This is a genomic window from Morganella sp. TYF_1, assembly GCF_043105645.1.
In the GTDB taxonomy this organism is placed as follows: Bacteria; Pseudomonadota; Gammaproteobacteria; order Enterobacterales; family Enterobacteriaceae; genus Morganella; species Morganella morganii_B.
Window position 1 is genome coordinate 41308 of record NZ_JBICLU010000015.1, and the last position, 14888, is coordinate 56195.

General features: G+C 52.4%; 12 protein-coding genes. 1 reads left to right on the top strand and 11 read right to left on the bottom strand.

All coding sequences use genetic code 11. The features are described 5' to 3' along the window. Positions 1-256: 256 nt before the first annotated feature. The 11 genes from emrB to nrdH form a co-directional block, all read right to left on the bottom strand. On the bottom strand, positions 257-1789 hold the full coding sequence (emrB, locus tag ACF8OF_RS05495; RefSeq protein WP_392495963.1) for a multidrug efflux MFS transporter permease subunit EmrB: 1533 nt from the start codon (positions 1787-1789) through the stop codon (positions 257-259). 12 nt (positions 1790-1801) lie between these two features. Then, the gene (emrA, locus tag ACF8OF_RS05500) at positions 1802-2980 is read right to left on the bottom strand and encodes a multidrug efflux MFS transporter periplasmic adaptor subunit EmrA (protein WP_262864456.1); all 1179 of its coding nucleotides are present in this window, start codon (positions 2978-2980) and stop codon (positions 1802-1804) included. Between the two features lie 259 nt (positions 2981-3239). Then, on the bottom strand, positions 3240-3755 hold the full coding sequence (gene mprA / locus ACF8OF_RS05505) for a transcriptional repressor MprA (protein ID WP_262859985.1): 516 nt from the start codon (positions 3753-3755) through the stop codon (positions 3240-3242). A gap of 482 nt (positions 3756-4237) precedes the next feature. Continuing rightward, positions 4238-5464: an MFS transporter gene (locus ACF8OF_RS05510; protein WP_392495964.1), complete on the bottom strand. Its 1227-nt coding sequence runs from the start codon at positions 5462-5464 to the stop codon at positions 4238-4240. 168 nt (positions 5465-5632) lie between these two features. After that, a complete protein-coding gene (proX, locus tag ACF8OF_RS05515; RefSeq protein WP_262859983.1) occupies positions 5633-6631 on the bottom strand; it encodes a glycine betaine/L-proline ABC transporter substrate-binding protein ProX in 999 nt (332 codons plus the stop codon). 82 nt (positions 6632-6713) lie between these two features. Next, positions 6714-7853 carry a glycine betaine/L-proline ABC transporter permease ProW gene (proW, locus tag ACF8OF_RS05520; protein WP_108655205.1) on the bottom strand — a complete coding sequence of 380 codons (1140 nt, stop codon included), beginning with the start codon at positions 7851-7853 and terminating at the stop codon, positions 6714-6716. Next, entirely contained in the window at positions 7840-9045 is a 1206-nt protein-coding gene (gene proV, locus ACF8OF_RS05525) for a glycine betaine/L-proline ABC transporter ATP-binding protein ProV (RefSeq protein WP_024474192.1), read from the bottom strand. The genes proW and proV overlap by 14 nt, the downstream gene beginning before the upstream one ends. A gap of 605 nt (positions 9046-9650) precedes the next feature. Beyond that, on the bottom strand, positions 9651-10613 hold the full coding sequence (gene nrdF / locus ACF8OF_RS05530; protein ID WP_392495967.1) for a class 1b ribonucleoside-diphosphate reductase subunit beta: 963 nt from the start codon (positions 10611-10613) through the stop codon (positions 9651-9653). 23 nt (positions 10614-10636) lie between these two features. Then, a complete protein-coding gene (gene nrdE / locus ACF8OF_RS05535) occupies positions 10637-12757 on the bottom strand; it encodes a class 1b ribonucleoside-diphosphate reductase subunit alpha (RefSeq protein ID WP_392495968.1) in 2121 nt (706 codons plus the stop codon). A 30-nt stretch (positions 12758-12787) separates the two neighbouring features. Then, complete coding sequence (gene nrdI / locus ACF8OF_RS05540; RefSeq protein WP_392495969.1) at positions 12788-13204, bottom strand: class Ib ribonucleoside-diphosphate reductase assembly flavoprotein NrdI; 417 nt, start codon at positions 13202-13204, stop codon at positions 12788-12790. 21 nt (positions 13205-13225) lie between these two features. Then, positions 13226-13444: a glutaredoxin-like protein NrdH gene (gene nrdH / locus ACF8OF_RS05545; RefSeq protein WP_024474189.1), complete on the bottom strand. Its 219-nt coding sequence runs from the start codon at positions 13442-13444 to the stop codon at positions 13226-13228. A 308-nt stretch (positions 13445-13752) separates the two neighbouring features. Here nrdH and mnmH point away from each other — a divergent pair, with 308 nt between their 5' ends. After that, entirely contained in the window at positions 13753-14835 is a 1083-nt protein-coding gene (mnmH, locus tag ACF8OF_RS05550; RefSeq protein ID WP_392495971.1) for a tRNA 2-selenouridine(34) synthase MnmH, read from the top strand. The last annotated feature ends 53 nt before the right edge of the window (positions 14836-14888 follow it).

A 14888-nucleotide genomic window follows, 5' to 3' on the forward strand; every position in this document is an offset into this window, starting at 1 on the left:
GATGCTAAATCATGGTCACACTCCTTTGTGAATATTATATTAATAATCATCCGTGATATTAATGCCGCAACCGGAAAGTGTATTTTCCTGCGGTGAAATAAGAATAGCAATTTAATGATTTTAATAGCAAGTGATTATTCTGTTAATAAAGTTATGTTTTATTATTGTTTAATTAATTTTCTTATGAATGTATTTTGTTTTTTATATTAATTATACCAATAAAAATAAAGGCACCGCAGTGCCTTTATGCTTTAACTTAATGTGCTCCACCGCCGCCGCCACCGGCAGTAAACGGGGGTTTGGCAAACCAGACCAGCAACATCAGTACCAGGAAGACACCGGCAGAGAGCCAGAAAATCTCGTTCGCAGAGATAATCAGTCCCTGGTCGGTGATCACTTTGGCGATATAGGCCGATGATTGCTGCTGTGACATCCCCATTTCACCCAGCGTATGGTACATCTGCTGTGTATCCGGGCTGAACGGGTTGATATGTTCAGCAAAATTGGCGTGATGCATGGACTCCCGCTGTGTCCACAGCGTGGTGGTGATCGATGTTCCGATAGCCCCGGCCAGTGTCCGCGTAAAGTTTGACAGGCTGGATGCCGATGCCATTTTCTCCGGCGGCAGTCCGGAAAGCGTAATGGTGGTCAGCGGCATAAAGAAACAGGCGATCGCCAGCCCCTGCACAAACTGCGGCCAGGCCGCAGCGGCAAAGTCCATGCCCGGTTCAAACGTATAGGCCCGCCAGTAGAAACAGACGGTATACATAATAAAGCTGAATGTCACAATGATCCGGTAATCCACCTTATGGGCATATTTACCGATAAGCGGGGTGATCAGCAGCGGCAGAATACCGACCGGTGCGGAAGCCAGTCCCGCCCAGGTGGCGGTGTAGCCGAATACCCCCTGTAACAGCTGCGGCAGCAGAACAATGGTGCCGAAATAGAGCATATAGGCCAGACTGAGACTGAGACAGCCTATCGTAAAGTTGCGGCTTTTAAACAGGGATAAATCCACCACGGGGTGGTCGTCCGTCAGTTCCCAGACGATCAGGAAAGCGAGAGCAATCACCGCAACTACCGTCAGAACAATAATCTCCGTCGAGTTAAACCAGTCCAGCTCCTTGCCCTGGTCGAGCATGATCTGTAAACAGCCGACCCCCACGATCAGCAGGATCAGCCCGACAGTATCAATCGGGCGGATTTCCGTTTTGGTTTCCCGGCCTTCGAGGGTTTTTGCGGTCAGCATCATGATCACAATCCCGAACGGCACGTTGATAAAGAAAATCCAGCCCCAGTGATAGTTGTCACTGATATAACCGCCGAGGATCGGCCCGCAGATCGGGGCGATAACAATAGTGACTGACCAGAGTGCCAGTGCCATGGTACGTTTCGCCGGCGGATAGTTATTGAGCAGCAGACTCTGTGACAACGGGATCAGCGGTCCGGCCACCAGACCCTGGATCACGCGGAAGAAAATCAGCATGCCGAGGCTGTTGGAAATACCGCATAACCAGGAGGAGATGGCAAACAGCGCTGTTGACCACATAAACAGACGGACTTCGCCGACCCGTTTGGCCAGCCAGCCGGTGATCGGGATGGAGATGGCATTCGCCACCCCGAATGAGGTAATCACCCAGGTTCCCTGAGAGTTAGAGGAACCCAGGTTACCGGCGATTGTCGGGATCGCCACGTTGGCGATAGTGGAGTCAAGCACCTGCATGAAAGTCGCCAGTGACAGGGCGATCGTCATCCAGGCCAGTCTTGCTCCGGTCAGTGGCGCCTGCATAACTCTGACCCCTTACTGACCGGCATTGCGGCTGATAATCTCAGCGATCATCTGATCCGCCGGTTGCATATCAATGCTCAGGGCACTGGTATGATAGGCCGGATCGGTGCGTACGCTTTTCGACAGCACCGGGCCGTCAGTATTCTGCGTGTCCACCGTGACATCACCGGAAAGGCCGATACGCAGCGGGTATTGTTCCAGTTGTGCCGGATCCAGTGCGATACGCACCGGCAGGCGCTGTACGACCTTAATCCAGTTACCGCTGGCATTCTGCGCAGGCAGCAGGGAGAAGGCGCTGCCGGTGCCCATATCCAGCCCGGTAACGGTACCGGTGAAGACCACGTTGTCGCCGTAGAAATCAGTGATCACTTTGGCTGGCTGTCCGATACGCATGGCGCTGAGCTGAGTTTCTTTAAAGTTGGCGTCAATCCACATGCCGGTGGCGGGAACCACGGCCATCAGCGGCGTGGCAGGGGTAATTTGCGCACCGACCTGTACACTGCGCCGGGAGACATAACCGTCCACCGGGCTGCGGATATCGGTCCGCGCCAGGGCCAGCCAGGCGTTGCGCACTTCGGTGGCGGCCTGTTTCACTGCCGGCTGTTCGCTCAGCGGGGTATCCAGGATCACGGCTTTATTGGCATTAAACTGCTCGGTGGCGACATCCAGCTGCGCTTTGGCGCTCACCACGGCTTCGCGGGCATGCTGAAGTTCTTCTTTACCGATCACATTCTGTGCGCCCAGCACTTCACGGCGGCGCAGGTCATTCTGCAGGCGGGTCAGTTCTGAACGGCGGACGTCGATACCGGCCAGCAACTGACGGCTGTTGATCATCTGCTGATGTGTCTGACGGACACTGTTTGCCAGCGCGACCTGTGCTTTTTCCAGCGCCAGACCGGCATCCCGTTTATCCAGCTGAACCAGCAGCGTTCCGGCGGTCACATAATCAGTATTATCCACACTGACCGTCGTTACACTGCCGGATACCTGTGACATCACAATCACCTGGTTACCGGTGACATAGGCATTATCGGTTGATTCATGGTGGCGGAGTACCATAAACCAGTAGACGGTGTAAGCCGCACCCAGTAATACAAACAGTAACGTCAGTAACATCAGCGCATTACGGCGTTGTCGTTTTTTGTTACGGACAGGGGGCTGGGCAGCCCGGGTTTCCTCACTGACACTCATCAGTTATCTCCGGATATTATTCTTTTTTTAAATTGTTCTTTTTTTAAGGTGTTGCATGACATAACCGCAACAAAGACAGGCTTGCTATTGTCGTTGCTGTGATAAACGACAACCGCAAGCCGGGATGGTCAGCGCATCAATTGATGGCAGAAATGTCAGCCTGTGAAGGATAAAGGATCCGGGCCAACAGAAAAGGTTTTTTTACACCTGCTTATTGAGAAAAGCTCTTATTCATTAACCTTAAACAATAAAAGGTTATTTAGTTGTCGCCCTTATCGAGCTGAATAAGCAGTTTACGCATCAGTTTCTCCAGATTTTTCTGTTCATCATTGTCCAGTGCTGACCAGATATGACGCAATGAATCATGCTGAGGCGGCAGAAGGTCATGCAGAAAATCAGCGCCTTTTTCTGTCAGGTGCAGATGCAGACAGCGGCGGTCATTGTGGCTCTCTTTGCGCTCAATCCAGCCGTTTTTCTCGAGTTCATCCGCAATACGGGTAGCATTGGTGCGGGAAGAGCCGAGCGCGGCACTGAGTTCCGAAGGCTGAATGCTGTGCGATTCTTTAGTATCCAGAATCATCAGTGCCATGAACAATGTTTCGTTGATGCCCTGAGATTTCAGCATATTGTTACGTTTTTCTAATAATTTACTCTGAACGTGCATTGAAAGCCGGGTCAGCAAAATTTCCTGATACGGCAGATCCGCACCCAGACTCTTTTGTTGTGAGATCCGGCTGTTAAGCAACTCTTCTGTCGGTGTAAATGAACTTTCCATTATTGAGATACCTTATTAGTTTCTGTTGGTATGTTAACCCGGCTATGACCCGCGAAATGGCCGGTCAAAAGATTAATTTAACAATTATAGCAGGTTAATATCACTACATTTCTTTTGATAATGCCAACTGATTCATAAATTTTATGAATGTTAGTCACAAATATCACTTATTATTTAGCAAATGACTTACATTTTCATTACCGGGTGGCTGACTCTGATTATGCGTAATTTTCGCTTCATAAATTACGTCAATTTTTATTAGTGAACCATGATAATGAAGAATATCAAATGATCGGCATTGCCGTTATGGCAGTGATTATCGCTGTGGTATCTATTTTACGTGGTCAAAAATTATTTTCTTTGATTAACAGTGTTATTTGTAACTTTTTATGAAGGGATAATCTACAAGTGGTAGATTATTATGCGATATTTGTTCGATTTTTGAGTGGAAAAAACACCCCGGGGTGCTTTTTCCGGAGGAATCAGGTGTGTGATGTCTGCTGACGGGCTGGTGCGTCATCAGACAGCGGTACATCATACTTCTTCCCGGAAAGCCAGATCACCAGCCCGAGGGCACTGACCGCTGCGCCGCTGCAGCAGACGCCATCCCAGCCGTAGTGACTGTAGGCATAACCGGACAGCAGTGAGCCGAATGCGCCACCGCAGAAATAGCAGGTCATATAACCGGCTGTCAGGCGGCTGCGTGCCTCCGGCATCATCCGGTAGAGGGTACTTTGATTGGTGACATGCACTGCCTGCACCGCCAGATCCAGAACCACCACCCCGGCGACAAAGGCGGCGACAGAATAGCCGCTCAGTGCCAGCGGGATCCATGAGAGCAGCAGGAGCAGCAGACCGGCGCTGGTGGTCAGGCGGCCTTTGCCTTTATCAGCAAAACGCCCGGCAGGACCCGCCATCAGCGCACCGGCAGCACCGGCGAGGCCGAACAGTCCGATAGTGCTCTCAGAGTAATTAAACGGAGCCGATGCCAGCAAAAAGGCCATTGAGGTCCAGAGCAGGCCGAACGCGGCAAACACAATGGCACCGAGTGCGGCGCGGACACGCAGAACCGGGGTGCGCACAAACAGCACCACAATGGAGGCCAGCAACTGGCCGTATTTCAGTTCAGACACCTGCTTATATTGCGGCAGGCGCAGATAGAGGATCAGTGCCAGCAGAACCAGCAGTCCGGAAGCTGCCCAGTAGACCGTCCGCCAGCCGCCGAATTCTGCCAGCACCCCGGCGACGGTCCGTGCCAGCAGGATGCCGAGCAGCAGGCCGCTCATAATGATCCCGACGGCCTTGCCGCGATGCTGCGGTTTGGCGATAGTCGCCGCCAGCGGGATAAGAATCTGCGCCACCACGGAAAACATGCCGGCCAGTGCGGTACCCAGCAGTAACTGCCAGAGCGTCTGTGACAGGGCGGAGATGACCAGCCCGATAGCGGACAGCAGTGTCATGGTGACAATCAGGTTGCGGCGCTCGAATTTATCCCCGAGCGGCACCAGAAACATCAGACCGGCAGCATAACTGAGCTGTGCGGTGGTGACGATAAATCCGGCCATACCGGCGGTGACGCCGAATTGCACGGCAATCGTCTCGAGTAAAGGCTGCGCATAATAGTTACTGGCGACTAACAACCCGGTTGCTATTGCCATCAGGCAGATAAGCTGAGGTGTCAGAACCGCATCAATGGTCTTCTTTTTCATGATTATTATAAGATTGATTGAGTATGAAATGATTACGGGTACTACGGAGCGTTACTATATAGAAAGCAGACCGGAAAGGGTATCGGTTTTGTGAGGTTTGTCACGTTTCGTTGAGGGGAAAAAAGCGGCCATACGGTGATGGCCGCCGGGAGGATTTTTCAGATCCGGTTATTTATCAGCGGCTTTGCGCGCCTGTTCAATCCAGCCGTCGAATTTCGCCTGATTAGCTTTAATCCAGGCATTGGCGTGGCGCTCAATATCTGCCTGTGAGTTTTCGCCGTTATGCATGCGCAGGTTCTGGGCGTTGATAGCCGAGACCGGCAGTTTCATGACAGCAAACAGCTCAGCGGCAGCCGGGTTTTGTTCAGCCCAGGCTTTGTTGGCAGCGATATGCATGGTGCTCGGCGGGAAGCCGTAGTTTTTGCCGTTCGGCAGTTTGGTGTCAATTTTCTCGCCGTCCGGCATGGAGGAGAACGGTACTTCCAGCCAGACCACATCACGTCCCGGTTTCAGCACATCACTGATCCAGTACGGTGTCCAGGTATAGTAAAGCACCGGTTTGCCTTCTTTGTAACGGGTGATGGTGTCTGCCATCATTGCGGCATAGTTCCCCTGGTTGTGCTCAACCGTGTCTGTCAGCTTATAGGCGTTCAGATGGTTGTTGATCGCGGCCTCACAGCCCCAGCCCGGGTTACAGCCGGTCAGATCCGCTTTACCGTTGCCGTTGCTGTCAAACAGTTTGGCGATTTTCGGGTCTTTCAGCTGTTCAATATTGGTGATGTGGTATTTCTCAGCGGTTTTCTTATCAATCAGATACCCCTGAGCGGCGTTCACGACATAATCCCCTTTGCGGTAGAATTTGTCGTCACCTCCGGCAGCCTTGTACTGGGCGTTGTGCAGCGGCACCCAGCTTACTGCCATAAAGGTGGCATCACCGTTGGCGATTGATGCATAGGCCACGTTGTAATCCACTTCCTGAATCGGCTGCACGTCATAGCCGAGTTCTTCCAGTGCTTTGTTGACGATAAGGGTCTGAAAGGTTTCTTCAGTAATGGTGCTTTGCACAGGCAGCACTTTGACCCCTTTGCCCGGCTGTGCGGTGTCCGCGAAAGCCTGAGTACCAATGAGTGCCGATAAGGCGATTGCTGCGATTGCTGTCTTACGCATCGTTTTCCCTCTTGTTGTGCCTGCCGCCGCGATAACAGCGGCAGGGTGATAATGAGCGGGAGCGGAGGCTCCCTGCCGTGTGTTACGGCGCGCGGCGGAACGGACGGGTGATAAGCCCGGCAGGGCCGGTGTGATACCAGCGGCGGCCGGCTTTGCTGCGGGAATCTTTCCCGAGTGATTGTGTCAGGCGGTCAAGAATAATGGCGAGAATGACAATCCCCGCACCGCCGACAGATGCCAGCCCCATATCCAGACGACCGATACCGCGCAATACCATCTGTCCCAGGCCGCCGACGGCGATCATGGAAGCGATCACCACCATGGACAGTGCCAGCATCAGCGTCTGGTTGATCCCGGCCATGATGGTCGGCATTGCCAGCGGCAGCTGTACTTTAAACAGCATCTGACGCGGATTGGCACCAAAGGATTCTGCGGCTTCGACCAGGTCGGCGGGCACCTGACGGATCCCGAGGATTGTCAGGCGGATCACCGGCGGCAGGGCGAAGATAATGGTCACCACCACGCCCGGCACGTTACCGATACCGAACAGCATGACAATCGGCACCAGATAGACGAAGGCCGGTGTTGTCTGCATGGCATCAAGCAGCGGACGGATAAATTTCGCGGCGCGTTCATGCCGTGCCAGGGCAATACCGGTCGGTAACCCGATGATAATACAGAACATCAGGGCGGTCAGAACCAGTGACAGAGTCACCATTGCTTCATTCCATGCCCCGATGGCACCGATAAAGGTCAGTGATACCACCGTGGCAAGCCCCAGTCCTTTGCCGCTCATCTGCCAGGCGAGCAGGGCAAAGATAAGAATGGCGATCGGCGCCGGAATGGCGGTCAGTCCCTGTTCAAAGGTCGTGAGCACAAAATCAATTGGTACACGGATGCCCTGAAAGACCGGACGGAAGTGCAGCACAATCCAGTTGATGGCATCGGTCACCCAGCTGTCAAACGGGATCAGCGAGTGGTCAAACGGGTTAGCCCAGTCAAAAGCAGGGCCGGTATCCGCCGGTGCGGCATCCAGCCAGTCACTGCCGCTGTCGGCTGCGCCGCCCCACGGGTCGGCATCCGCACCGCCGGTATCGGCGGCACTTCCCCACGGATCACTGCTGTCTGCGGCGTCCGGGACGGTCTGTGATGATGAAGGATCCGGCTCTGATGTCGCCGCCCACGGATCCAGTTCTGTATCCTGTTGATTATTCCGGCTCATTCGGCGTCTCCTTATCTAAAGCCTGCAGCAGCATCCCTTTTGAGATAACCCCGGCATAGCGGTTGTTGTTGCCGACCACCGGAACAGCACACGGTGACTGCGCGACAACGGTCAGCAGCTCATTGAGCGGCGTATCGGCGCTGACCGCCTGCGGCTCGCTCAGAATGGCGTCTGTGATAGGTTTTTTCGCTTTCAGTGCCGCCTCCAGTGAGGCAACAGAAACAATACCGGCAAATTTTTGTCCGCGTTCAATCAGGTAACCGTATTCACGGTCATCATCATTGAGAACTTTCAGTGCCGAACGCGGGCCGAAGCCAGGCGCCACGTGCAGCAGCGCATCCGCACGGCGGCGGGCAATATCTTTGGCACTGAACACATGACTGATATCCACACCACGGAAGAAGGTACGGACATAATCATTCGCCGGATTATTGAGGATCTCATCCGGGGTACCGACCTGTACCACCACGCCGCCCTGCATAATGGCGATACGGTCGCCGATACGCATAGCCTCGTCGAGGTCATGGGAAATAAAGACGATGGTGCGCTGTTTATCGCCCTGGAGACTCAGCAGCTCATCCTGCATCTCGGTGCGGATCAGCGGGTCAAGGGCGGAGAACGCCTCATCCATCAGCAGGATATCCGGGTCATTCGCCAGCGCGCGGGCAAGCCCGATCCGCTGACGCATCCCGCCGGACAGCTCATCCGGATAGGAATTTGCCCACTGCTCCAGGTTGACCTGTTTCAGTGCATCCAGTGCGCGTTCATGACGTTCCGCTTTGCTCATCCCGGCCAGTTCCAGGCCGAATGCGGTATTGTCGATCACCGACATATGTGGCATCAGCGCAAAGGACTGAAACACCATGCTGATTTTTTTGCGCCGTACCTCGCGCAGTGCCTGATCGGAAATCACAGCGATATCTTCGCCGTCGATCAGTACCTGGCCGCGGGTCGGTTCTATCAGGCGATTGAGAAGACGAACTAAGGTGGATTTCCCTGAACCGCTCAGTCCCATGATGACGAATATTTCGCCTTCTTCAATGGCCAGATTGGCGTCCTGTACGCCGACGGTAGCACCGGTCTTTTCAAAGATATGTTCTTTGTCCAGGCCTTGTTCTAATAATTCAAATGCCTGTTTCGGGTGCTCACCGAATATTTTATAGAGATTTTTAACTTCGAGTTTTATTGCCATGCAGTATATCCATTCAAAATAACGTGGATGTGAAATGGGTAAATGTGGATCCTCTCCCTGAAAAAAAACGTTATTTACCCTAGCATACGAGATAATGCTGACAACCCCTTGTTTATGAGAATTAATCAAAAAGAACGGATATATTTTTGGTGTAAAATCACCGGCATCCGGTAAATACCCCATTTCATTAATATATGAATAATTTGCGGAAAATAAGAAAGAGAGATCACCGGAAAGTTAACCAGGCGCTTGTTTTAACCGCTTTTTATCCGGAATGACTGAAAAGAGAATATGATGATATTTCGCCGGATAATCCCGGCGTCAGTAAGTTGTGAGATTCACCGCGAAAACAGGGAAAAAAAATCATGCCATATTAGATATATTTATTAATAATGATATGTAATCAATGGTGTAATAACGAATATTTAGGTTAAGTTTGAAAACAACTCGATAAAAACATCCTGATATCCGGAAAATACCCCCGAAAAAATAGATGATTCAGGTTGTTTTATGAGCGAAAAATGCACTGATACAAATATACTGCAATATCAGTGCATTAATAAAACCGGTATTTATAGCATGATACTTAAACGGAAATGATTGATTTAAAAATCCCAGTCTTCATCTTCTGTGTTCACCGCTTTACCTATCACATAAGAAGAACCTGAACCGGAAAAGAAATCGTGATTCTCGTTGGCATCCGGTGACAGCGCGGATAATATTGCCGGGCTGACGTCCGTCACACTCTCCGGAAACAGCGCTTCATAGCCTAAGTTCATCAGTGCCTTATTGGCGTTGTAATGCAGGAATTTAATCACATCCTCAGACCATCCGGCACCGTCATATAATTTCCGTGTATAACTGACTTCATTTTCGTATAAATCAAATAACAGACTGAACGTAAATTCCTTTATTTCCTTGCGGGTTTGTTCGTCATAATTCTGTAATGAACGCTGGAATTTATAACCGATATAATAGCCGTGTACTGCTTCATCCCGGATAATCAGCCGGATCAGATCGGCAGTATTTGTCAGTTTGGCGCGGCTTGACCAGTACATCGGTAAATAAAATCCGGAATAGAATAAGAAGGATTCCAGAAACACACTGGCGACTTTCTTTTTCAGCGGGTGCGGGTCGCGGTAATAGCTGAGGATAATCGCCGCTTTATTTTGCAGCGTCGGTTCCTCTTCACTCCAGCGGTAGGCGTCATCAATTTCCTGTGTGGAGCAGAGTGTGGAGAAAACCGAGCTGTAAGAGCGGGCATGTACCGCCTCCATAAAGCTGATATTAGAGAGCACCGCTTCTTCATGCGGCGTCAGGGCATCCGGGATAAGCGCCGGTGCGCCGACGGTGTTCTGAATAGTATCCAGCAGAGTCAGCCCGGTGAATACGCGGATAGTCAGCTGTTTCTCTGCCGGGGTCAGCGTCTGCCACGACGGAATGTCATTGGAGAGCGGCACTTTTTCCGGCAGCCAAAAATTGCTGGTCAGGCGGTTCCAGACCTCAAGGTCTTTGTCATCCTCAATCCGGTTCCAGTTAATCGCGGAAATGCGGCTTAATGTGGTCATGATAATATCCTGAAATAAACGGTTTATACGGCGCAGGAAACACAGCCCGCCACTTCGGTGCCTTCCAGCGCGGACTGGCGCAGACGCACGTAATAGAGGGTTTTTATCCCTTTGCGCCAGGCATAAATCTGTGCGCGGTTGATATCACGGGTGGATGCCTCATCACTGAAAAAGAGGGTGAGGGATAAGCCCTGATCAACATGCTGCGTGGCGGCGGCGTAAGTATCGATAATCTTTTCCGGTCCGATTTCATAGGCATCCCGGTAATACTCAAGATTATCGTTGGTCATAAAGGCGGCCGGGTAATAGACACGGCCGAGCTTGCCTTCTTTGCGGATCTCAATGCGGGCCACAATCGGGTGAATGGAGGAGGTCGCGTGATTGATATAGGAAATCGATCCGGTTGGCGCGACTGCCTGTAAGTTCTGGTTGTACAGCCCGTGCGCCATCACACTCTCTTTCAGCTGCTGCCAGTCCGCCTGCGACGGCACAGTAATGCCTGCATCAGCAAACAGGGCGCGGACTTTCTCTGTCGCCGGTTCCCATTTCTGTGTGATGTATTTACTGAAATATTCCCCGCTGGCATAGGCAGACTGCTCAAAATTGCGGAATGTCTGCTGCCGCTCAATCGCCAGCTGGTTGGAGGCTTTCAGGGCATAATAGGCGATAGTTAAGAAATAGATATTGGTGAAATCAATACCTTCTTCTGAACCATAATGGATATGCTCCCGCGCCAGATAACCGTGCAGGTTCATCTGCCCGAGCCCGATAGCATGAGAGCCCCGGTTGCCGTGATCGATGGACGGCACACTGCGGATCTGACTCATATCTGACACCGAAGTCAGCCCGCGCACAGCTATCTCAACAGAGCGGGCGAAATCGGGGGAATCCATCATTTTCGCGATATTCAGCGAGCCGAGGTTACAGCTGATATCGCGCCCGGTGTGGCGGTAACTGAGATCGTCGTTGTATTCGCTGGCACTGTTAACCTGGAGGATCTCCGAGCAGAGATTGCTCATATTAATGTAGCCGGCGACCGGGTTTGCCCGGTTCACATTATCCTCAAACATAATGTAGGGATAACCGGATTCAAACTGGATCTCCGCCAGGATACGGAAAAACTCACGGGCATTGATTTTGCGTTTGCGGATCGCTTTATTATTCACCATGTCCGCATAGTGCTCTGTGATGCTCAGTTCTGACATCGGTTTGCCGTAAATCCGCGCCACATCGTACGGGGAGAAGAGGTACATCGGCTCGTTATTTTTGGCCAGTTCAAAGGTGATATCCGGGATCACCACGCCAAGAGACAAGGTTTTGATACGGATTTTTTCATCCGCGTTTTCCCGCTTGGTATCGAGAAACGTGAGGATATCCGGATGGTGCGCATGCAGATATACCGCCCCGGCACCCTGGCGTGCCCCCAGCTGATTGGCGTAAGAAAAGGCATCTTCCAGCATCTTCATCACCGGCACTACCCCGCTGGACTGGTTTTCAATCAGTTTGATCGGCGCACCGGATTCACGCAGGTTGGTCAGCAGGAATGCCACACCGCCGCCGCGTTTGGAGAGTTGCAGCGCTGAGTTCACACTGCGGCCGATGGATTCCATATTGTCTTCAATACGCAGCAGGAAGCAGGAGACAAACTCACCGCGCTGTTTTTTGCCGCAGTTGAGGAAGGTCGGGGTGGCGGGCTGGAAACGTCCGCTGATGATTTCTTCCAGCAGATGCTCTGCCAGTGTGGTATCTCCCTGTGCCAGTGTCAGTGCCACCATACAGACACGGTCTTCAAACCGCTCCAGATAGCGCTGGCCGTCAAAGGTTTTCAGGGTATAACCGGTGTAATATTTCAGGGCACCGAGGAAGGTCGCAAAGCGGAATTTTTTGCTGTACGCCTGCCGGAACAGATTTTTAATAAATTCAAAATCATATTGTGCGATAACGTCAGCTTCGTAATAGTTTTCATTAATCAGAAAATCGAGCTTTTCCCGCAGATTGTGGAAAAACACGGTGTTCTGATTCACATGCTGGCGGAAGTAGTGGTGTGCCGCCGTCACATCTTTATCAAACTGGATCCGGCCCTCTGCATCATACAGGTTGAGCATGGCATTCAGGGCGTGGTAATCCGTGTATTCAGTGGTCATCGTGTTATTCCGGAATCAGGTTAACAGCACTCAGCAGGCGGTCTCAGCGGCCTGCTGCTGCCAGAATTGGTGTAAGCCGCGGCGGACGTTATCGACATCCGCCTGTGTGCCGAGCAGTTCAAAACGGTATAAAAACGGCACCTGACATTTGGCGGCAATAATGTCACCGGCAATAGCATAAGCGCGGCCAAAGTTGGTATTTCCGGCGGCGATCACACCGCGCAGCAGAGCCCGGTTCTCAGGCCGGTTAAGGAAGCGGATCACCGGACGCGGCACCGCGCCGCTGCGGTGGCCGCCGCCGTAGGTCGGCACCAGCAGCACAAAGGGTTGTGTGGCGGTAAGGTCACCATCTTCCGGCAGGCGGGTGGCCGGGATCCCCAGTTTTTCCGTGAAACGGTGACAGGTTTCTGAACGGGTGGAGAAATAAATCAGTGCCTGTGTGGTCATGGTGCCTCCGGTGTGTGCGGTTCAGAGGGCGGCAAGTTTGTCGGGACGGAACCCGGCCCAGTGATCCTGACCGGCGATCACCACCGGCACCTGCTGATATCCCAGTGTGCGGACATGCTGATACGCCTGCTCATCCTGAGTGATATCAATGACACTGAACGGAATGTTTTTCCGTGTCAGCATCTGGTAAGTGGCATTGCACTGCACGCAATCGGGTTTGCTGTAGATAGTCACTGTCATGGTGGTTTCCCGTGGTTATCACTGCCCGTTATGAGCAGATATCGTGGGTTAACTGTGTTTTGAATACTATATGTAGATATTAAATATATCAACCACACTATATATGGTGTTTTTGTATTTTGAATGATTATCACTATTATTAATCGGAATATGCGTAAACACATGATGAACTGTCTGTACGGTGAATATGAGGAGGGGGAAAATCCGCAGCGACAAATGTCCCCGGCAGGCGTACAATAAAAAAATCTGAACTGTCTTTTGCAGACAGCTGAATTTATTGGCATCTGAACTGAAATCACACATTTATTATGGAATTAACCCCGTCTTCCCGAACTATCCGCACACTCCTTGCTTCTGATACCCCGCTGATTGATGTCCGCGCACCGGTTGAATTCAGCCAGGGAGCCATGCCGGTCTCACACAATCTGCCGCTGATGAATGATGAGGAGCGGGCCGCTGTCGGCACCTGTTATAAGCAGCAGGGCCCGGAAAAGGCACTGGCACTGGGGCATCAGCTGGTCAGCGGTGAACGCCGTGAGCAGCGGATGACGGCCTGGCTGGCGGCCTGTGCGGATTATCCGCAGGGTTATCTCTGCTGTGCCCGGGGTGGTCAGCGTTCGCATATCGTGCAGCAGTGGCTGCGGGATGCGGGAACGGAATACCCGCTGATCACCGGTGGTTACAAAGCACTGCGTCAGGCGGTGATTCAGGTGACTGAAGAGCTGGTGGCACGTCCGGTGATCCTGATCGGCGGCTGCACCGGCAGCGGTAAAACCACGCTGGTGGGCGAACAGGCGGACGGTATCGATTTGGAAGGACTGGCGCATCACCGCGGATCGTCTTTCGGGCGCACGCTGGAGGCGCAGTTTGCCCAGGCGACATTTGAAAACCATCTCGCTGCCGCCATGATAAAAAAAGAAGACGCCGGGGCCCGCTGGGTGCTGGAGGATGAAGGCCGTGCTATCGGTGCCAACGGCCTGCCGGAGCCACTGCGGGCACAAATGGCACAGGCGTCGCTGGTGGTGGTGGAAGATCCGTTTGAGCGCCGTCTGGAACGCCTGAAAGAAGAGTATTTTGACCGCATGACTCATGATTTCACCGCCGCATACGGCGAAGAAAAGGGGCGTGAGGCATACAGTGAGTATCTGCATCACGGGTTGTCCGCTATCCGGCGGCGGCTCGGCACGCAGCGGGCAGCAGAGCTGACCGCGCTGCTCGACAGCGCACTCACGGAGCAGTGGCGCAGCGGTAATACTGAAGCCCACTTCTCGTGGCTGTGTCCGCTGCTGGAAGAATATTACGACCCGATGTACCGCTATCAGCTGAGCAAAAAAGCCGATCGTATCCTCTTTCGCGGCACTTATGAGGCTGTCGCCGACTGGCTGAAATAATCACCTGTCTAATTATTCGTCAAAAATCAGTCCGCCGGGGTATCATTTTCCGG